An 18,236-nucleotide genomic window follows, 5' to 3' on the forward strand; every position below is an offset into this window, starting at 1 on the left:
GGCGGGGCTGGAAAAATCGCCGGACGGCCGGCGAATCCAGCCTCGCCGGCGTTTGAGGCGCGGGGTTCGGGGCGGAGCCCCGCAGCGGCGCGGCAGGCGGGAAACTCGGCTCCGCTCAGCCAGGTGGTGGCGCTGGGGCCGGTGGCTGTTTCGGTTCGCCGAAGCGGGACAGGGCCAGGGAGCCGGCGACGGCGACGGCGAAGCCCGTCACCGCCAGCCACGTCAGGCCCTCCCGGGTGCGGTCGCCGAGCCAGACCACGCCCACCACCGCCGGACCGACGGTCTCGCCGAGCACCAGGCCGGCCGTCGCCACCGTCACCGAGCCGCGCGCCAGCGCCGAGGTGAGCAGCAGGAACCCCGCCGCGCCGCCCAGCAGGAGCGCGTACAGGGCCGGGTTCGCGAAGTCCCACGGCGAGTCGATCAGCCGCACCGAGACCTCGACCACGCCGAAGCCCGTGCCCGACCCCAGGCCCAGGACCAGGGCTCGCGGCCCGTCCGGCAGCCCGCCCGCGACCGCCCCGGCCAGCAGCACCAGCGCCGCCACCGCCAGCAGCCCCAGTTTCAGCGCGAGAGAGCCGGTGCCGGTGCCCTCCTCCCCCGCGGAGAGCCCCAGCATCAGCAGCCCCGCGCACACCACGCCCACCGCGCACCACTCCGCCGTGGACAGCCGGACCGCCATCAGCCGTGAGGCGACCACCGCCGTCACCGCGAGACTGGCCGCCAGCGCGGCCCCGACCACGTAGATCGGCACGTGCCGCAGCGCGATGATCTGCAGTACGAATCCGGCCGCGTCCAGGCCGAGGCCCAGCACGTAGCGCCACTGCCGTGCCGCCCGCAGGAACAGCGCCGCGTCCACCCCGGACCCGCTGCCCGGCTCCACCGCCCGCGTCGCGACGGCCTGCAGTACGGACGCCGTGCCGAAGCACACCGCCGCGCCCAGGGCGCAAATCATCCCAATCAGCACGAACTGACTCTAGGTCACGGATCTCACGGCGGCCGGATTCCATCGTCGGGGGACCGCGTTCTAGTCTGTCGGGAGCACGCCAGGCCTCAGGGGGAGCAGCAGACATGGACATCAGCAGCACCAACCAGCGCCGAATGCGCTCGGGCGCCGTCGCCCTCGGAGGCATGGGCCTGCTCGCGGCCACCCTCGTGGCCTGCGGGAGCAGCGACGAACCGGACCGCCGGTGCGCGTCGCGCTCCACGCTGGAGCACCTGAACAGCAAGGAGTGCAGGACCGGCGGTACCGGCGCGTACTACTACGGCGGCGTCGTCAGCAACGGCAAGGTCACCGGCGGCAGCTTCGACAAGTCCGCCGTCACCCGCGGCGGCATCGGCGGCCACTCCAGCTCCAGCGGCGGCTGATCGCACGATGCAGCGGCACACCATCGAGCCCCGACCCGGCTGGCAGAAGACGGTCGAGGAGCAGGGGCTGATCTACCCCCTCACCCGCTACCCGGACGACTCGCTGCGCCCCTACTGGGACGAGAGCGCCTACTACTCCTTCTCCCTGCCGGAGGTCGAGGCGCTGGAGAACGTCGTCGAGGAACTGCACGCCATGTGCCTGGCCGCGGCCGCGCACATCGTCGAGCACGACCGCTTCGCCGACCTCGGCATCACCGACCCCAAGCTGGCCGCGCTGATCACCGAGTCGTGGCGCCGCCGCGCCGAACAGCCCTCCCTCTACGGCCGCTTCGACCTGCGCTACGACGGCAGCGGCAGCCCGGCCAAGATGCTGGAGTACAACGCGGACACCCCGACCTCCCTGGTGGAGGCGGCCAGCCCGCAGTGGTTCTGGATGGAGGAGCGGTTCCCCGGCGCCGACCAGTGGAACTCCCTTCACGAGCGCCTCGTCGACGCCTGGCGCCGCCAGGCGGAGCTGCTGGCGCCCGGCCCGCTGCACTTCGCGCACTCCGAGACCGACGAGCTCGGCGAGGACCTGATGACGGTCGCCTACCTCCAGGAGACCGCCGACCAGGCCGGCCTGGAGACCCACGCCCTGTCCGTCGAGCAGATCGGCTGGGACAGCCTGTCCGGCCGGTTCGTCGACGACAAGCTCCGCTTCATCCGCAGCTGCTTCAAGCTCTACCCGTGGGAGTGGCTGGCCACGGACGAGTTCGGCCCGCAGGTCCTCGGCACCTACGACCACGGCGGCGGTTCCGGCACCACCTGCTGGATCGAGCCGATGTGGAAGATGCTGCTCTCCAACAAGGCGCTGCTCGCGATCCTGTGGGAGCTCTTCCCGGAACACCCGAACCTGCTGCCCGCCTATCTCGACGGGCCGCGCGAGCTCGCGGAGCCCGGTTCGGCCGGCTACGTGGCCAAGCCGCTACTCGGCCGTGAGGGCGCCGGCGTCACCCTGCACGAGCCAGGCCCGGACGGCGTGCCGTTCGTGCCGGAGCCAGGGGAGCGGTACTGCTTCCAGGGGTTGGCCCCGCTGCCCGACTTCGACGGCAACCGGGTGGTGCTCGGCGCGTGGGTCGTCGAGGACGAGGCGGCGGGGCTCGGGATCCGCGAGTCGGCGGGGCCGGTCACGGACGAGTACGCCCGTTTCCTGCCCCACGTCATCCTCTGAGGACCGCCTGACGGACCGCTACGCCGACAGCACCGACCGGAGCTGCTCCAGGCCCCAGTCCAGGTCCTCCTTGGTGATCACCAGCGGCGGGGCGACGCGGATCGTCGACCCGTGGGTGTCCTTCACGAGCACGCCCCGCTCCATCATCTTCTCGGAGATCTCCCGGCCCGTGCCGCGGGAGGGGTCGATGTCGACGCCCGCCCACAGCCCGCGGCCGCGCACGGCGGTCACGGCGCCCCCGCCGACGAGCATGCCCAGCTCACGGTGGAGGTGGTCGCCCAGTTCGGTGGCCCGCTGCTGGAACTCGCCGGTCCGCAGCATCGCGATCACCTCCAGCGCGACGGCGCACGCGAGCGGGTTCCCGCCGAAGGTCGACCCGTGCTGGCCGGGCCCGAACACCCCCAGCACGTCCCGGTCGGCGACCACCGCCGACACCGGCACGACGCCGCCGCCGAGCGCCTTGCCGAGGATGTAGACGTCCGGTACGACCCCCTCGTGCTCGCAGGCGAAGGTTTTCCCGGTCCGGCCGAGCCCCGACTGGATCTCGTCGGCCATGAAGAGCACGTTCCGCTCGCGGGTCAGCTCCCGTACGCCGCGCAGGTACCCGGCGGGCGGGACCAGCACCCCGGCCTCGCCCTGGATCGGCTCCAGCAGCACGGCCACGGTGTTCTCCGTGACGGCGTGGGACAGCGCGGTGAGGTCCCCGTACGGGACGATCTCGAAGCCGGGCGTGTACGGGCCGAAGTGGTCGCGGGCGTCGTGGTCCGTCGAGAAGGAGACGACGGTCGTGGTCCGCCCGTGGAAGTTGTCGGCGGCCACCACGATCTTGGCGTGGCCGTCCGGGACGCCCTTGACCTCGTAGCCCCACTTGCGGGCCGTCTTCACGGCCGTCTCCACCGCCTCCGCGCCCGTGTTCATGGGCAGCACCATCTCCTTGCCGCACAGTGCCGCGAGTTCGGCGCAGAAGTCGGCGAAGCGGTCGTGGTGGAAGGCGCGCGAGGTGAGGGTCACCCGCTCCAGCTGGGCGCGCGCGGCGTCGATCAGACGGCGGTTGCCGTGCCCGAAGTTGAGCGCGGAGTAACCGGCGAGCATGTCGAGGTATCTGCGGCCCTCCACATCGGTCATCCACGCGCCTTCCGCGGACGCGACGACCACCGGCAGCGGGTGGTAGTTGTGCGCGCTGTGCGCGTCGGCGGAGCGGATGGCATCAGCTGTTGTCGACACGGGGTCTCCGATCGTCCGTCTGGCCGGTGAAGCGGTGAAGCGGTGAAGCGGTGCAGCGGTGAAGCGGTGCAGCGGTGACGAGGGTGGCGTCACCCTCTTATCGTCGCTCGTATCCCGGGCGAGGAAACCTCCCCGCGGGCCACATCGCGGACTCGCTCATCTAGGGTGTTCGATACGCACGGCGACTGGCGTACGGAGAACCAACTCCGGGGGAGTCGTGCGCGCTCGACCGCATACAGGGCCGCTCGCCTGGGCCTCGCGGGGTACCGATCACATCGACCCCGGAGGAGCCCGCCATGTCCGCGAGCCGCCATCCCGCCCTGTCCGCGACCGACCCCGAACTGGCTTCCCACATCGCCGCGGAGGAAGTCCTCCAGGCGGAGACCCTGCGCCTGATCCCCAGTGAGAACTACGTCTCCGCCGCCGTCCTCGAAGCCTCCGGCACCGTGCTGCAGAACAAGTACAGCGAGGGCTACCCCGGCCGCCGCTACTACGAGGGCCAGCAGAACATCGACCGGGTGGAGGCCCTGGCGATCGAGCGGGCCAAGGGCCTGTTCGGCGTGGACCACGCCAACGTGCAGCCGTACTCGGGCTCCCCGGCCAACCTGGCCGTGTACCTGGCCTTCGCGAAGCCCGGCGACACCGTCATGGGCATGGCGCTGCCGATGGGCGGCCACCTGACGCACGGCTGGGGCGTCTCGGCGACGGGCTCGTGGTTCCGCGGCGTGCAGTACGGCGTCCGCGCCGACACCGGGCTGATCGACTACGACGCCGTGCGCGAGCTGGCCCTCGCCGAGCGGCCCAAGGTGATCTTCTGCGGCGGCACGGCCCTGCCCAGGACCATCGACTTCGCCGCCTTCGCGGAGATCGCTCGCGAGGCGGGCTCGGTCCTGGTCGCGGACGTCGCCCACATCGCCGGCCTGATCGCGGGCGGCGCGCACCCGTCCCCGGCAGACCACGTGGACGTCGTCTCCACCACGACCCACAAGACCCTGCGCGGTCCGCGCGGCGCGATGCTGATGTGCCGCGAGGAGCACGCGAAGGCGATCGACAAGGCGGTCTTCCCCGGCCTGCAGGGCGGTCCGCACAACCAGACGACGGCCGGCATCGCGGTCGCGCTGCACGAGGCGGCGCAGCCGTCCTTCGTCCGCTACGCGCACGCGGTCGTGGCCAACGCCAAGGCGCTGGCCGCGGCCCTGCTGGAGCGCGGCTTCGACCTGGTGTCGGGCGGTACGGACAACCACCTGATCCTGATCGACCTGACGGGCAAGGAGGTGCCGGGCAAGGTCGCGGCCAAGGCGATGGACCGGGCGGGGATCGTCGTGAACTACAACACGGTGCCGTTCGACCCGCGCAAGCCGTTCGATCCCTCGGGGGTGCGGATCGGTACGCCGTCGCTGACGTCGCGGGGGCTGTCGGTGGAGCACATGCCGGTGGTCGCGGACTGGATCGCGCGCGCGGTCGAGGCCGCCGCGAAGCAGGACGAAACCCCGCTGAAGCTGATCCGTGCGGAGGTGCGGGACCTGATGGCAGCCTTCCCGGCCCCGGGCCTGCCGCTGTCGTAACCCCGCGGCGCCGCTGCCGGGGGCTCTGCCCCCGGACCCCCGCGCCTCAAACGCCGGCGAGGCTGAGTTGCGGGGGCTCTGCCCCCGGACCCCCGCGCCTCGAACGCCGGCGAGGCTGAGTTGCGGGGGCTCTGCCCCCGGACCCCCGCGCCTCAAACGCCGGCGAGGCTGAGTTGCGGGGGCTCTGCCCCCGGGCCCCCGCGCCTCGAACGCCGGCGGGGCTGAGATGCGGGGGAGGGATCCGGGCGAGGACGGGCACGAGCCCGCCCCCGTACCTGAGAGAATGGGACCATGGCTTCTGATCGTCCTCGCGCGCTCTCCGGCATCCAGCCCACCTCCGGTTCGTTCCACCTCGGGAACTACCTCGGAGCCATTCGCCAGTACGTCGCCCTGCAGGAGACGCACGACGCCTTCTACATGGTCGTCGACCTGCACGCGATCACCATGCCCCAGGATCCGAAGGACCTGCGCGCGAACACCCGCCTCTCCGCCGCGCAGCTGCTGGCCGCCGGCCTGGACCCGGAGCGCTGCACGCTCTTCATCCAGAGCCACGTCCCCGAGCACGCGCAGCTCGGCTGGGTGATGAACTGCATCACCGGTTTCGGCGAGGCCAGCCGGATGACGCAGTTCAAGGACAAGTCCGCCAAGGGAGGCGTCAACAGCGCCAGCGTCGGCCTCTTCACGTACCCGATCCTCCAGGTCGCCGACATCCTCCTCTACCAGGCGGACGCCGTCCCCGTGGGCGAGGACCAGCGCCAGCACATCGAGCTGACCCGCGACCTGGCCGAGCGCTTCAACAGCCGCTTCGGCCAGACCTTCACCCTCCCGGCGGCGCACATCGTCAAGGAGGTCGCGAAGATCTACGACCTCCAGGACCCGGCGATCAAGATGTCGAAGTCGGCGTCGTCCCCCAAGGGCCTGATCAACCTCCTCGACGAGGCCAAGGTCACCGAGAAGAAGATCAAGAGCGCGGTCACCGACACCGAGGCCGAGATCCGCTTCGACACGGAGAAGAAGCCCGGCGTCAGCAACCTGCTCACGATCTACTCCACCCTCACGGGCGAGTCGATCCCCGCCCTGGAGGAGAAGTACGCGGGCAAGGGCTACGGCGCGCTGAAGACGGACCTGGCGGCCGTGATGGTCGATTTCGTCACACCCTTCAAGCAGCGCACCCAGGAGTACCTGGACGACCCGGAGACGCTGGACTCCATCCTGGCCAAGGGCGCGGAGAAGGCCCGCGCGGTGGCCGCGGAGACCCTCGCGCAGGCGTACGACCGGCTGGGTCTGCTGCCCGCCAAGCACTGACGAACGCACCTGCGGAAAGACGGCTCTGGCACGAAGAGGGGTCCTGGCCGCACACTGGGGCGGCAGGAGTCCACAGGGACAGACGGAGGAGAGACACGTGGGGACCGTAACGCTCGGCGTTTCGATCGCGGTCCCGGAGCCGTACGGCAGCCAGCTCCAGGAGCTGCGCGCGGGCTTCGGGGACGCCGCCGCGCACGGCATCCCCACGCACGTCACCCTCGTACCGCCGACGGAGGTGGAGGCCGACCGGCTCCCGGCGATCCGGGCCCACCTGACCGAGGTGGCGGCCGCCTTCCGCGCGTTCCCGATGCGACTGGAGGGGACGGGGACCTTCCGGCCCGTCTCGCCGGTCGTCTTCGTCCAGATCGCCGAGGGCGTCGCGGGCTGCACCCGGCTCCAGGGCGAGGTCCGCGACCCGTCCGGGCCGCTCAGCCGCGAGCTCGCCTTCCCCTACCACCCGCACGTCACCGTCGCCCACGGGATCTCCGAAGAGGCGATGGACGTGGCGTTCACGACGCTGGCCGACTACGCCGCCGAGTGGGTCTGCTCCGGGTTCGCCCTCTACGAGCAGGGCTCCGACGGGGTCTGGCGCAAGCTGCGCGAATACCCCTTCGGGAGTGGGCCCATAGGCGTTCCCGCGCAGCCGGGTTCCCCCGTCGACCAGGCCGCCGGGGCAGCCGGGGCGGTACGGCCTTCCTGACGGAGCGGGCGCAGGGTCAGCCGGGCGGTCCGCCGGGCGCGGAACCTCAGCCTCCGCAGGACCAGGGTGTGGAACGGACGCCCCGTCGAGGGCGCTGGGCGAAAAGTCACAATCGACGACCGTAGTCCCTGAAAGCGGCAATACCGGCTATTTCCGGCGCCTCATTTACGGTGACCCCATGGACTGGCTGACGAAACTCCCGGTGGTCGGGCCGCTGGCGGGCCGTCTGATGAAGACGCACGCGTGGCGTTCCTACGAACGCCTCGACCGCGTGCACTGGACCCGCCTCGCCGCCGCGATCACCTTCATCAGCTTCCTCGCACTCTTCCCCCTGATCGCCGTGGCCGCGGCGGTCGGCGCGGCGCTGCTCAGCGACCAGCAGCTCGACAAGCTGGAGCAGAGCTTCGCCGAACAGGTCCCCGGCATCTCCGACCAGCTCGACATCGGGGGGCTCGTCGCGAACGCCGCCACGATCGGCCTCGTCGCCGGCGCCCTCCTGCTCTTCACCGGCATCGGCTGGGTGGGCTCCATGCGCGACTGCCTGCGCGCGGTGTGGGAGAAGGACGACGAGGACGAGGGCAACCCCGTCGTCCGCAAGGGCAAGGACGGGCTGGTCCTGCTCGGCCTCGGCGCCGTGGGCCTGGTCTCCGCGGCCGCCTCCATCCTCGGGTCCAGCGCGGTCGGCAAGTCCGCCGACTGGCTGGGCATTCCGCGCGAGGGCCCCGGCGGCGTCCTGCTGCGCGTCTTCGCCTTCCTGGTCGGCGTGGTGGCCGCCTTCCTGGTCCTGCTCTACCTGCTGACCCTGCTCCCCGGCGTCGAACCGCCCAGGCGCCGCCTGATCGAGGCGGCGCTGATCGGAGCGGCCGGCTTCGAGCTGCTGAAACTGCTCCTCAGCGGCTATATGCGCGAGGTCGCCGCGAAGAGCGTCTACGGAGCCTTCGGCGTGCCGATCGCCCTGCTGCTCTGGATCAACTTCATGGCGAAGCTGCTGCTGTACGTCTCCGCCTGGACGGCCACCCGCGACGACGGCGACAGCGCCGAAACCGCCGGAACCGTCGCCGAAGACCCGCCGGCGGCGGAACAGGAGCCTGCCACCGGCCGTTGAGCGGCCCCGCCCCTCAGACCAGCTCCTCGTCGGCACCCCGGCTGCGCCGGCCGCGGGGCCAGCGGCGGTTGACCGCGTACGCGCCGCCCGCCAGGACGGCGAGCGCGCCCCCCGCGACGCCCAGGGCGGTGCCCACACCGCCGGCCGGGCCGCCGCCGGCAGCCGCGTTGTTCTCGTGCGACTGGGCCGGCGAGCCGTGGGGGGAGGTGTCCGCGCTCTTCGGCGGCACCAGCTCACCCACCGGCTTGACCTTCCCGGCCGCGGCGAAACCCCAGTCGAAGAGCGCGGCGGTCTCCTCGTAGACCGAGTTCGCACCGCCCGCGCCCGGGTTCATCACGGTGACCAGCAGCTTCCTGTCGCCCTGCTGCGCCGCGCCGGTGAAGGTGGAGCCGGCCATGGTCGTGTTGCCGTTCTTCACCCCCGCGATGCCCTTGTACGGGGGGAGCCCGCCCGCGCCCGTCATCAGCCGGTTGGTGTTCGCGATCTCGAAGTAGTCCCGCGGCTTCCCCGGCTCCTGCAGGCCGGGGAACTTCGCGCTCGCCGTGCCGCAGTACTCCCGGAAGTCCTTCTTCTGCAGTCCGGAGCGGGCGATCAGGGTGAGGTCGTACGCGCTCGACACCTGCTCAGGGGCGTCGTAGCCGTCGGGCGACACCACATGGGTGTCCAGCGCCTGCAGCTCCTCCGCGTGCGCCTGCATGTCCCTGACGGTCTTCTCGACACCGCCGTTCATGGCCGAAAGCACATGCACGGCGTCGTTCCCCGACCGCAGGAACACCCCCAGCCACAGGTCGTGGACGGAGTACTCGTGATCCTCCTTGACCCCGACCAGGCTGCTGCCCGGGCCCACACCCTCCATGTCCTCGTCGGTGACCTTGTGCACCTGGTCCTTGGGCAGGCCCGGCAGCAGGGTGTCCGCGAAGAGCATCTTCATCGTGGAGGCGGGGGGCAGCCGCCAGTGCGCGTTGTACGCCGCCAGGACCTCGCCGGACTCGGCGTCCGCCACGATCCAGGACCGGCCGGTGAGGTTCGCCGGCAGGGCGGGCGCGCCGGGCAGCAGATTCACCTGCGTACCGGGCTGGCCCAGCAGGGAGCCGCCGACCGTGGACATCGACGCGGGCGGCGCGGCCGCCGCCGGAGCCTTGGCGGGACCACCCTTCCCGTCGGCCGGCGGGGTCGGCGCGGCGTGTGCGGAGCCCACCAGCACGGTGGGCGCGAGCAACGCGGCGGTGAGGACCGTCAGAGCGGTCGTCTTTGCAGACACGCAGGTGAAAGTACATCCCGATGAACTGGATGGCGTCGCGGACCGGCCATTTCGCGGCAACCAACCCCGGGACAGCCCACCCCGGCGCGTCCGTCCCGGGGACGAAACCGATACTGAGGACATGAAACTCAGCCGTGCCGCTTCCTGGTTCCTGCTCGCCTTCGGAGTGTGGACCTGGTTCATCTGGGTGTCTTTCGTCCGGAACCTGTGGAAGAACGGCAGTGGCCTGGCCTTCGACACGGCGGGCGACCCCACTGCCTACTTCTGGGTCCACCTGACGCTCGCGGTGACGTCCTTTCTCCTGGGGACGGCAGTCGGTGTGATCGGGTTGCGCGGGGTCCTGGCCCTGCGACGTGCGTCACGCTCCGGCGACAGCGGCGGTGCGGCATGACGGCCCTGGTCTTCGCCCTGGTCGCCCTGGCGGTCTGCGCCCTGCTCGCCGGGGTGCACCGCTGGCTGTGGATCCGGCTGGTCCGTGACACCACCACCCCCAGCGGCGTGCCCCGCCGCGTCGGCACCGCGTTGGCCATCGCCCTGCCGCTCCTCTCCGTGGCCGCCCTCACCGCGGGCCGCGCCGGGGCCCCCTTCTGGCTCCAGCAGACGGTGTCCTGGCCGGGGTACCTGTGGCTCGCGGTGCTCCTGTACCTGACCCTGACGATGCTGGTCGCGGAGCCGATCCGCGCGCTGTTGCTCCGCCGTCTGGCCCACCGCGACCCCTCCGGGGCGGTAGCGGAACCTCCGGCGGCGCCTTACGCCCCGTCGGCGGGCACCCCCGGATCCGGCACCTCCGCGTCCACGGCCCCGTCCCCGGCCGTGTCCACGGCTACGGCCACCGAGCCGTCGCCTTCCACCGGCACCGGCACCGGCTCCGAGACCGGCGCGGCGTCGGGCGGCGGGCTCAGCCGCCGCACCTTCGTCGCGCGGACGGTGGGCGGGGCGGCCGCCGCCGTAGCCCTCGGCACGGTCGGCAACGGCACGTACGGAGTGCTGCGCGGGCCGGGCGTGCGGCGCGTCCAGGTCCCGCTGGCCAAACTCCCGCGCGCGGCGCACGGCTTCCGGATCGCCGTCGTCAGCGACGTCCACCTCGGCCCGGTGCTCGGCCGCGCCCACGCCCAGCGCATCGTCGACACCGTCAACCGCACCCAGCCCGACCTCATCGCCATCGTCGGCGACCTCGTCGACGGCAGCGTCCCCGACCTCGGACCTGCGGCGGAGCCGCTGCGCGGGCTGACCGCCCGCCACGGCTCCTTCTTCGTCACCGGCAACCACGAGTACTTCTCCGGCGCCGAGCAGTGGGTCGAGCACGTCCGCGAGCTCGGCCTCACCCCGCTGGAGAACGCCCGGCGCGCCCTGCCGCACTTCGACCTCGCCGGCGTCAACGACGTCCAGGGGGAGCGGGAGGGCAGCGGCCCCGACTTCGGGGCCGCCCTCGGCGACCGTGACCGGACCCGGGCCGCCGTGCTCCTGGCACACCAGCCGGTGGTCATCCACGACGCCGTCCGGCACGGCGTCGACCTCCAGCTCTCCGGCCACACCCATGGCGGCCAGCTCTGGCCGGGGGAGTACCTCGCCGATCTCGCCAACCCCACCGTCGCGGGCCTGGAGCGCTACGGCGACACCCAGCTGTACGTCTCCCGCGGGGCGGGGGCCTGGGGTCCGCCGGTCCGCGTCGGCGCACCGTCCGACATCACCGTCGTCGAACTCGCCTCATACCAGGCCTGATCCGTCCCGATACCCGCCAACTGGGCGCCCCAGAACGGACCTTCCGGTGGCTGATATTCCGTGATGGGATATCCGTTAATCGGACAGCGGGTCGCTGTCTCCGGGACAAGGGGTGGGGTTCACGGGATGCGGTCTGTCCGCTGGAAGATCATCGCGGCCGCGCTGGTGCTCGGCGCGGCCGGCGTCGGCACCTGGCAGCTGCTGCCGGAGGACGGCGGCGACCGCGGCGCCATCCGCGTCGGCACCAGCGACGTCGTGTCCTCCCTCGACCCCGCCGGGGCCTATGACGCGGGCTCCTGGGCCCTGTTCAGCAACGTCTACCAGTCGCTGCTGACCATCAGGCCCGGCTCCGACGCGCCCGTGCCGGACGCCGCCTCCTCCTGCGGCTTCGTCGGTCGGGAACTCACCGCCTACCGGTGCGAGCTGCGCCCCGACGTGAGGTTCGCCGGAGGGCGCGCGATCACCGCGGAGGACGTCAAGCACTCCTTCGACCGCATCAAGGCGATCAACTCCGAGCAGGGTCCGGCCCCGCTCTTCAACACCCTGGAGTCGGTCGTCGCCGAGGGCCGTACGGTCACCTTCAACCTGTCCGCCGGCGACGCCACCTTCCCCTTCAAGATCGCAACGGGTGCCGCCTCGATCGTCGACAAGGACACGTACCCGGCGAAGTCCCTGCGCGAGGACGGCAAGGTCGACGGCTCCGGACCGTACACGCTCGGCGCCTACCAGGCCGGTGTGAGCGCCGAACTCAAGCCCAACGCCTCGTACAAGGGCCAGGGCAAGCCCGCCCGCGCGTCCGTCACGGTCAGGTACTTCAAGGACTCCGAGCAGCTCGACCAGGCCTGGAACAGCCGCCGGATCGAGGTCGCCCACCGGGAGATGCCGCCCGCGGTGCTCGCCGGCCTCAACCCGGGCATGAAGGACACCCGGTACCAGACCTCCGGCGGCAGCGAGATCCGCTCGATCGTCTTCAACGTCCGCCCCGGCTCGGCCGCCGCCCCGCTCGCCGTCCGCCAGGCCGTCGCCGCCGTCCTGGACCGGGCCAAGGTCGCCGGCGACGTCTACCGGGGTACGGTCACCCCGCTGTACTCCCTGGTCCCGGCGGGCATCGCCGGCCACAGCACCCCGTTCTTCGACGCCTACCCGGCGCCCAGCGCGGCCACCGCCAAAAAGCTGTTGAAGGACGCCGGGATCAACGGCCCCGTGCACCTCCGGCTCGGCGTGAACGTACGGGGCGCGAACACGGCCGAGGCGGAGGAGATCAAGCGGCAGCTGGAGGCCACCGGCCTCTTCCAGGTGACCCTCAAGCCGGTGCAGGAGTGGAAGGACTTCCAGAAGGGTTACGCGGCGGGCGAGTTCGACGCCTACACGATCGGCTGGATCGCGGACTTCCCCGACGCCGACAACTTCCTCGCCCCGCTCGTCGGCGCGGGCTCCTCCATGAACAACGGCTTCTCGGACAAGCGCATCGACGAGCTGATCACCCGTACCCAGTCCCACTCGGAGCGCGCCGACGCGGCCGCCGAGTTCCGGGACCTGCAGAAGGCCGTGGCCCAGCAGGCCCCGATGGTGCCGATCTGGCAGAAGAAGGACTACGTGATGTCCCGTGAGTCCGTCACCGGTGCCCAGAACCTCTCCGACGGCACCGGTGTGTGGCGACTTCGGGAACTCGGCTGGCTCTAGGCCTCCAGGCAGCGCCGATTCAAGACGTCTCCTCGGACGGGTGGGGGTCCGACGCCTTGCGCCGGCCCGCCGCCGTCTGGGCCATGCCCGGCAGGAAGTCCGCGAACAGCTCGTGGACCTCGCGCACCAGCGGCCGCAGCACACGGAAGCGGGCCAGCACGATGCCCCGCGTCGTGAGCTGCGCGCCGCGCTCGGCGAGCCGCCGCGACTTCTCGCTGTCCGGGGAGCGGTCGAAGACCCAGTACAGGACCAGGCCCATCTGCGAGAGCCACATCAGCTCGGGCAGTACGTCGGCCAGTTCGGCCGGCACCTTGGTCTTCGCCCCCGCCAGCACCTCGCGGTGGATGTCGATCGCCGCCTGGCGCGCCGGCTCCGACTCCGGCGAGAAGGGGCTGAGGGGGCTTTCGGGGTCGGCCGCGTTCTTGAAGAACTGCGAGGCGAACTCGTGGTACGGAGCGCCGATGTCCAGCCAGCTGGTCAGCACGCCCGCGAGCCGCTTCTGCAGATCGGTCTCGTTGTCCAGGATGGGCCGGACAGCCGCCTGGTGGGCGGCGCTGATCCGATCGTAGAACCCCTGGACCAGGTGTTCCTTCGACTCGAAGTAGTAGTAGGCGTTGCCGACCGAGACACCCGCCTCCTTCGCGATGCCCCGCATGGTCGTCTTGTCGAAGCCGCGCTCCTGGAAGAGCCGGAGGGCGGTTTCGAGGATGAGCGTGCGGGTCTGCTCGCTCTTGGGAGCCTTCTGATCAGTCACGGTGTATGAGCCTATCGGGGGACGGCGCACTGGTCGTCACAGCCCGGTCCCTCGACGGCCCCGGGCTGCTCCTCGACGGCCCCCGGCTGCCCCTCGGAGCGCACGGCCTGCCGCCAGGCGGAGGCCGTGAACATGGCGGCCCGGGCGAACGGGCGGCCGGCGGGGGTCGCCAGCCAGTCGGCCTTCGTCCGGTGTTCGGCCAGTGCCCACAGGCACACGATGAAGGCGTCGGTCCCCGTCCACACCTGCCCGGAGTTCCCCACGACGGTGATCTCCCGGAGCGTCGCGGCGTGGTCGAGGCGGGGGAACCGCCGCCGCGCCTCCCAGGACGCGGCGGGGACCAGGGTGATCGGGAGGAGCAGCGGCTGCGCCAGCAGCCAGTGCCGGATGTGCACGCAGAGCGGGCAGTCGGCGTCGTAGAGGACGGTCAGGTGGCGTACGGCTCCGGTGGCTGCCATGGCTCAGGCTCCGAGCGGCGCGGTCCACCCCTGCGGGGGGACGGGCGGGGTCTGGCGGCGCTCCGCGATCCCGCGGCGGCGCATCCTGTTCAGCGCCCACACGTTGCCGAGGTGCATGACGCCCAGGACCAGCAGGACGACGCCGAGCTTGACCGAGAGCGCCTCGAAGAGGGCGCGGGCGGTGGTGATCTCATCGGTCGAGCGGAGGTAGAGGGCCACGAAGCCGATGTTGACGAGGTAGAAGCCGACCACGAGGAGTTGGTTGACGGCGTCGGCGAGCTTCTCGTTGCCCTGGAGGACGTCCCCTATGAAGACGCGGCCGTTGCGGCTGAGCGTGCGGGCCACCCAGACGGTGAGGCCGATGCTGATGAGCAGGTAGATGACGTACGTGACCACGGTGAGGTCCATAGCCCCAGCCCCCTTGAACGTGTTCAAATGCTCTGACGTCCATGACTGTAGAGGCTTTTTTGAACAAGTTCAAGCTAACGCCGGCGGGCATCCGGAGGCCCGGAAACGCGCGCGGGCCCCGGCCGTACGGCCGGGGCCCGAAGCGTCGCTGTGAGACTCACATGCTGAGCGCACGCGCGTGGTTGAGCTGCGACATCACCCAGTGGTAGGTGTTCGCGTCCGCCGCCGGGATCATCGTGGCGTGGTGGCGGCCGCCGCTGGTCACCGTGACCTGGATGTAGCCGGTGGTCGTCTTCTCCTTCATCAGGAGGAAGAGCAGGCCGAGCAGGCAGAACAGGAAGAAGACGATCGCCAGCACGATCGCGTGGGGCGGGATCTTCTCCTCGGTCCGCGAGAAGTCCGTCGCGTTCCACATCGCGCCCCGCAGCGGCATCGCGCCCGACGGGGTGATGATCTGGTCGCCGGCGATCGTGATGTCGCCGAGCGCGAATCCCGCGCCGCCGACCGGGGCCGCGGGGTGGCCGACGGGCGCGGGGATGCCCGCGCCGCCGATGGTCGGCTGGTAGGCCGGTGCCGCCGGGTACGGCTGGGGGTATCCGTAACTGGCCTCACCCGGGCCCCACTTGTAGTCACCCTGGCCTGGGGTGCCGCCCTGGCCGCCCAGGCCGGCGGGATCGCTCGTGTACGGATTCGGCTGCTGCTCGCTCATACGGCCGATCCTTCCACAGGCGGCCCGGCCCCGTACCCCCGGTCCCGCAGCTCGCCCCCGCCCAAGAGGGGCCGCCCCGGCCGCCGTTGACGCGGCCCACACGGCGCCGGCTCCCGGCGTCGGCCCCGACGTACGCCCGGCCCCGACGTACGCCCGGCCCCGACGTACGCCGGGCCCGACGCACGAGGGCCCCGCCGCCGGACGAACCGGGGACGGGGCCCTCGTACGGGCAGGGACCGGGAGGTCAGAAGCGGCGCGTGATCAGCGCACGCTTGACTTCCTGGATCGCCTTGGTGACCTCGATGCCGCGCGGGCACGCGTCGGTGCAGTTGAAGGTCGTGCGGCAGCGCCACACGCCGTCCTTGTCGTTCAGGATCTCCAGCCGCTGCTCGCCGGCCTCGTCACGCGAGTCGAAGATGAAGCGGTGCGCGTTGACGATCGCCGCCGGGCCGAAGTACTGGCCGTCGTTCCAGAACACCGGGCACGAGGACGTGCACGCGGCGCACAGGATGCACTTGGTGGTGTCGTCGAAGCGCTCGCGGTCCTCGGCGGACTGCAGGCGCTCGCGCGTCGGCTCGTTGCCCGTGGTGACCAGGAACGGCATGACGTCCCGGTACGCCTGGAAGAAGGGCTCCATGTCGACCACGAGGTCCTTCATCACCGTCAGGCCCTTGATGGCCTCCACGGTGATCGGCTTCTCGGGGTTGATGTCCTTGATCAGCGTCTTGCAGGCGAGCCTGTTCTTGCCGTTGATCCGCATCGCGTCCGAGCCGCAGATGCCGTGCGCGCACGAGCGGCGGAAGGTCAGTGTGCCGTCCAGGTCCCACTTGATCTTGTGGAGACCGTCGAGCACGCGCTCCTTCGGGTCGATCTCGATCTGGAAGTCCTGCCACTGCGCCTCGTCCGAGATCTCGGGGTTGAAGCGGCGGATCCGGAAGGTGACCGTGATGTACGGGGAGGCCGCGGCCGCCTCTTCCATCTTGTCCAGGGTGGGGGTAGCCATCAGTACTTACGCTCCATCGGCTGGTAGCGGGTCGTGACGACCGGCTTGTAGTCGAGCCGGACCGAGTCCGAGCCGTCGGCTCCGACCTCGCGGTACGCCATGGTGTGGCGCATGAAGTTGACGTCGTCGCGGTTGGGGTAGTCCTCGCGGTAGTGGCCGCCGCGGGACTCCTTGCGCGCCAGGGCGGACACGGCCATGACCTCGGCCAGGTCGAGCAGGTTGCCCAGCTCGATGGCCTCCAGCAGGTCCGTGTTGAAGCGCTTGCCCTTGTCCTGGACGGACACGTTCTTGTAGCGCTCGCGCAGCTCCGCGATCTTCTCGACCGCGGTCTTGATGGTCTGCTCCGTGCGGAACACCATCACGTTCGCGTCCATCGTCTCCTGGAGCTCCAGGCGCAGGTCGGCGACCCGCTCCTTGCCCGTGGAGTTGCGCAGGTGCTCGACGAGGTCGGCCACCTGCTGCGCCGGGTTCTCGGGGAGCTCGACGAAGTCGTTCTCCTGCGAGTACTTCGCCGCGGCGATGCCGGAGCGCTTGCCGAAGACGTTGATGTCCAGCAGCGAGTTGGTGCCCAGGCGGTTCGCGCCGTGCACCGACACGCAGGCGACCTCGCCGGCCGCGTACAGGCCCGGGACGACGGTGGTGTTGTCCGCCAGGACCTCACCCTCGACGTTGGTCGGGATGCCGCCCATGGCGTAGTGCGCGGTGGGCTGGATCGGGATCGGGTCCGTGTACGGCTCGATGCCCAGGTAGGTGCGCGCGAACTCGGTGATGTCCGGGAGCTTCGCGTCGAGCTGCTCCGGCGGCAGGTGCGTGAGGTCCAGGTACACGTGGTCACCGGCGGGACCGCAGCCGCGGCCCTCACGGATCTCCGTGTAGATGGAGCGCGAGACGACGTCACGGGACGCGAGGTCCTTCATGACCGGCGCGTACTTCTCCATGAAGCGCTCGCCGTCCTTGTTGCGCAGGATGCCGCCCTCACCGCGGGCGCCCTCCGTCAGCAGGATGCCCATGCGCCAGATGCCCGTCGGGTGGAACTGGAAGAACTCCATGTCCTCCAGCGGCAGGCCGCGGCGGTAGCAGGCCGCCTGGCCGTCACCCGTGAGGGTGTGCGCGTTGGAGGTCACCTTGAAGAACTTGCCGGTGCCGCCGGAGGCGTAGATGACGGCCTTGGCCTGGAACACGTGGATCTCGCCGGTGGCGAGTTCGTACGCGACCACACCGGCCGACTTCTTGACGCCGTCCTCCTCGACCAGGAGCTGGTCCAGGACGTAGAACTCGTTGAAGAACTCCACGCCCTCCTTGACGCAGTTCTGGTACAGCGTCTGGAGGATCATGTGACCGGTGCGGTCCGCGGCGTAGCAGGACCGGCGGACCGGCGCCTCGCCGTGGTTGCGGGAGTGGCCGCCGAAGCGGCGCTGGTCGATGGTGCCGTCCGGGGTGCGGTTGAACGGCAGGCCCATCTTCTCCAGGTCGAGGACCGCGTCGATGGCCTCCTTCGCCAGGATCTCGGCGGCGTCCTGGTCGACCAGGTAGTCACCGCCCTTGACCGTGTCGAAGGTGTGCCACTCCCAGTTGTCCTCCTCCACGTTCGCCAGCGCGGCGGCCATGCCGCCCTGCGCGGCGCCCGTGTGGGAGCGGGTGGGGTAGAGCTTCGTCAGCACCGCGGTGCGGCTGCGCTTCGTCGACTCGATGGCGGCGCGCATGCCGGCGCCACCTGCGCCGACGATGACGGTGTCGTACTTGTGGATCTTCATTGGTTTCGCC

18 protein-coding genes and 1 riboswitch are annotated in these 18,236 nt (G+C 71.0%); of the genes, 9 read left to right on the top strand and 9 right to left on the bottom strand.

All coding sequences use genetic code 11. The features are described from left to right. Positions 1–115 precede the first annotated feature (115 nt). Positions 116–964 carry a hypothetical protein gene (locus BSL84_RS20525; RefSeq protein ID WP_234363487.1) on the bottom strand — a complete coding sequence of 283 codons (849 nt, stop codon included), beginning with the start codon at positions 962–964 and terminating at the stop codon, positions 116–118. Between the two features lie 104 nt (positions 965–1,068). Between BSL84_RS20525 and BSL84_RS20530 the strand changes: the two genes are divergently transcribed. Then, positions 1,069–1,365 (top strand): hypothetical protein, encoded by a 297-nt coding sequence (locus BSL84_RS20530; protein WP_030028157.1) that lies wholly within the window; start codon positions 1,069–1,071, stop codon positions 1,363–1,365. Positions 1,366–1,372: 7 nt separating this feature from the next. Further along, a complete protein-coding gene (locus BSL84_RS20535) occupies positions 1,373–2,575 on the top strand; it encodes a glutathionylspermidine synthase family protein (protein WP_030028155.1) in 1,203 nt (400 codons plus the stop codon). An 18-nt stretch (positions 2,576–2,593) separates the two neighbouring features. On the opposite strand, the gene rocD is transcribed toward BSL84_RS20535, so the two are convergent. Then, entirely contained in the window at positions 2,594–3,799 is a 1,206-nt protein-coding gene (rocD, locus tag BSL84_RS20540) for an ornithine--oxo-acid transaminase (RefSeq protein ID WP_045321900.1), read from the bottom strand. A 171-nt stretch (positions 3,800–3,970) separates the two neighbouring features. Then, positions 3,971–4,061, top strand: a riboswitch (ZMP/ZTP riboswitch). A gap of 34 nt (positions 4,062–4,095) precedes the next feature. Between rocD and glyA the strand changes: the two genes are divergently transcribed. From glyA to BSL84_RS20560, 4 genes are all read left to right on the top strand, one after another. Next, the gene (gene glyA / locus BSL84_RS20545; protein WP_045321901.1) at positions 4,096–5,364 is read left to right on the top strand and encodes a serine hydroxymethyltransferase; all 1,269 of its coding nucleotides are present in this window, start codon (positions 4,096–4,098) and stop codon (positions 5,362–5,364) included. A gap of 291 nt (positions 5,365–5,655) precedes the next feature. Further along, positions 5,656–6,669, top strand: a complete 1,014-nt coding sequence (gene trpS / locus BSL84_RS20550) for a tryptophan--tRNA ligase (protein WP_030028150.1) — start codon at positions 5,656–5,658, stop codon at positions 6,667–6,669. Positions 6,670–6,766: 97 nt separating this feature from the next. Next, positions 6,767–7,369, top strand: a complete 603-nt coding sequence (locus BSL84_RS20555) for a 2'-5' RNA ligase family protein (protein WP_079273254.1) — start codon at positions 6,767–6,769, stop codon at positions 7,367–7,369. A 178-nt stretch (positions 7,370–7,547) separates the two neighbouring features. After that, complete coding sequence (locus BSL84_RS20560) at positions 7,548–8,474, top strand: YihY/virulence factor BrkB family protein (RefSeq protein ID WP_075970873.1); 927 nt, start codon at positions 7,548–7,550, stop codon at positions 8,472–8,474. 13 nt (positions 8,475–8,487) lie between these two features. Here BSL84_RS20560 and BSL84_RS20565 read toward each other — a convergent pair whose 3' ends face one another. Continuing rightward, positions 8,488–9,735: a D-alanyl-D-alanine carboxypeptidase family protein gene (locus BSL84_RS20565; RefSeq protein ID WP_045321904.1), complete on the bottom strand. Its 1,248-nt coding sequence runs from the start codon at positions 9,733–9,735 to the stop codon at positions 8,488–8,490. Positions 9,736–9,856: 121 nt separating this feature from the next. Between BSL84_RS20565 and BSL84_RS20570 the strand changes: the two genes are divergently transcribed. The 3 genes from BSL84_RS20570 to BSL84_RS20580 all read left to right on the top strand — a co-directional run bounded on the left by BSL84_RS20570 (position 9,857) and on the right by BSL84_RS20580 (position 13,140). After that, on the top strand, positions 9,857–10,126 hold the full coding sequence (locus BSL84_RS20570; protein WP_030032609.1) for an SCO4848 family membrane protein: 270 nt from the start codon (positions 9,857–9,859) through the stop codon (positions 10,124–10,126). Continuing rightward, positions 10,123–11,457: a metallophosphoesterase gene (locus BSL84_RS20575; protein ID WP_420718787.1), complete on the top strand. Its 1,335-nt coding sequence runs from the start codon at positions 10,123–10,125 to the stop codon at positions 11,455–11,457. Before BSL84_RS20570 ends, BSL84_RS20575 begins: the two co-directional genes overlap by 4 nt. A 126-nt stretch (positions 11,458–11,583) precedes the next feature. Further along, entirely contained in the window at positions 11,584–13,140 is a 1,557-nt protein-coding gene (locus tag BSL84_RS20580; protein WP_075970875.1) for an ABC transporter substrate-binding protein, read from the top strand. 19 nt (positions 13,141–13,159) lie between these two features. On the opposite strand, the gene BSL84_RS20585 is transcribed toward BSL84_RS20580, so the two are convergent. The 6 genes from BSL84_RS20585 to sdhA all read right to left on the bottom strand — a co-directional run bounded on the left by BSL84_RS20585 (position 13,160) and on the right by sdhA (position 18,226). Beyond that, positions 13,160–13,894 carry a TetR family transcriptional regulator gene (locus BSL84_RS20585; protein WP_030027679.1) on the bottom strand — a complete coding sequence of 245 codons (735 nt, stop codon included), beginning with the start codon at positions 13,892–13,894 and terminating at the stop codon, positions 13,160–13,162. An 11-nt stretch (positions 13,895–13,905) separates the two neighbouring features. Further along, positions 13,906–14,352 (bottom strand): thiol-disulfide oxidoreductase DCC family protein, encoded by a 447-nt coding sequence (locus BSL84_RS20590; RefSeq protein WP_075970876.1) that lies wholly within the window; start codon positions 14,350–14,352, stop codon positions 13,906–13,908. 3 nt (positions 14,353–14,355) lie between these two features. Next, positions 14,356–14,760: a hypothetical protein gene (locus tag BSL84_RS20595; RefSeq protein ID WP_030027681.1), complete on the bottom strand. Its 405-nt coding sequence runs from the start codon at positions 14,758–14,760 to the stop codon at positions 14,356–14,358. Between the two features lie 157 nt (positions 14,761–14,917). Beyond that, the gene (locus tag BSL84_RS36160; protein ID WP_045323134.1) at positions 14,918–15,469 is read right to left on the bottom strand and encodes a hypothetical protein; all 552 of its coding nucleotides are present in this window, start codon (positions 15,467–15,469) and stop codon (positions 14,918–14,920) included. Between the two features lie 244 nt (positions 15,470–15,713). After that, entirely contained in the window at positions 15,714–16,472 is a 759-nt protein-coding gene (locus BSL84_RS20605) for a succinate dehydrogenase iron-sulfur subunit (protein ID WP_030027684.1), read from the bottom strand. Continuing rightward, positions 16,472–18,226, bottom strand: a complete 1,755-nt coding sequence (sdhA, locus tag BSL84_RS20610; RefSeq protein WP_075970877.1) for a succinate dehydrogenase flavoprotein subunit — start codon at positions 18,224–18,226, stop codon at positions 16,472–16,474. The genes BSL84_RS20605 and sdhA overlap by 1 nt, the downstream gene beginning before the upstream one ends. Positions 18,227–18,236 lie beyond the last annotated feature (10 nt).

The organism is Streptomyces sp. TN58, from assembly GCF_001941845.1.
In the GTDB taxonomy this organism is placed as follows: Bacteria; Actinomycetota; Actinomycetes; order Streptomycetales; family Streptomycetaceae; genus Streptomyces.

What these genes read in the sequence shown, in the direction of transcription:
- BSL84_RS20530 (WP_030028157.1), top strand. Translation starts at nt 1,069, where the DNA reads ATGGACATCAGCAGCACCAACCAGCGCCGAATGCGCTCGGGCGCCGTC.
- BSL84_RS20535 (WP_030028155.1), top strand. Translation starts at nt 1,373, where the DNA reads ATGCAGCGGCACACCATCGAGCCCCGACCCGGCTGGCAGAAGACGGTC.
- glyA (WP_045321901.1), top strand. Translation starts at nt 4,096, where the DNA reads ATGTCCGCGAGCCGCCATCCCGCCCTGTCCGCGACCGACCCCGAACTG.
- trpS (WP_030028150.1), top strand. Translation starts at nt 5,656, where the DNA reads ATGGCTTCTGATCGTCCTCGCGCGCTCTCCGGCATCCAGCCCACCTCC.
- BSL84_RS20560 (WP_075970873.1), top strand. Translation starts at nt 7,548, where the DNA reads ATGGACTGGCTGACGAAACTCCCGGTGGTCGGGCCGCTGGCGGGCCGT.
- BSL84_RS20570 (WP_030032609.1), top strand. Translation starts at nt 9,857, where the DNA reads ATGAAACTCAGCCGTGCCGCTTCCTGGTTCCTGCTCGCCTTCGGAGTG.
- BSL84_RS20575 (WP_420718787.1), top strand. Translation starts at nt 10,123, where the DNA reads ATGACGGCCCTGGTCTTCGCCCTGGTCGCCCTGGCGGTCTGCGCCCTG.
- BSL84_RS20580 (WP_075970875.1), top strand. Translation starts at nt 11,584, where the DNA reads ATGCGGTCTGTCCGCTGGAAGATCATCGCGGCCGCGCTGGTGCTCGGC.
- BSL84_RS20590 (WP_075970876.1), bottom strand. Translation starts at nt 14,352, where the DNA reads ATGGCAGCCACCGGAGCCGTACGCCACCTGACCGTCCTCTACGACGCC.
- BSL84_RS20595 (WP_030027681.1), bottom strand. Translation starts at nt 14,760, where the DNA reads ATGGACCTCACCGTGGTCACGTACGTCATCTACCTGCTCATCAGCATC.
- BSL84_RS36160 (WP_045323134.1), bottom strand. Translation starts at nt 15,469, where the DNA reads ATGAGCGAGCAGCAGCCGAATCCGTACACGAGCGATCCCGCCGGCCTG.
- BSL84_RS20605 (WP_030027684.1), bottom strand. Translation starts at nt 16,472, where the DNA reads ATGGCTACCCCCACCCTGGACAAGATGGAAGAGGCGGCCGCGGCCTCC.
- sdhA (WP_075970877.1), bottom strand. Translation starts at nt 18,226, where the DNA reads ATGAAGATCCACAAGTACGACACCGTCATCGTCGGCGCAGGTGGCGCC.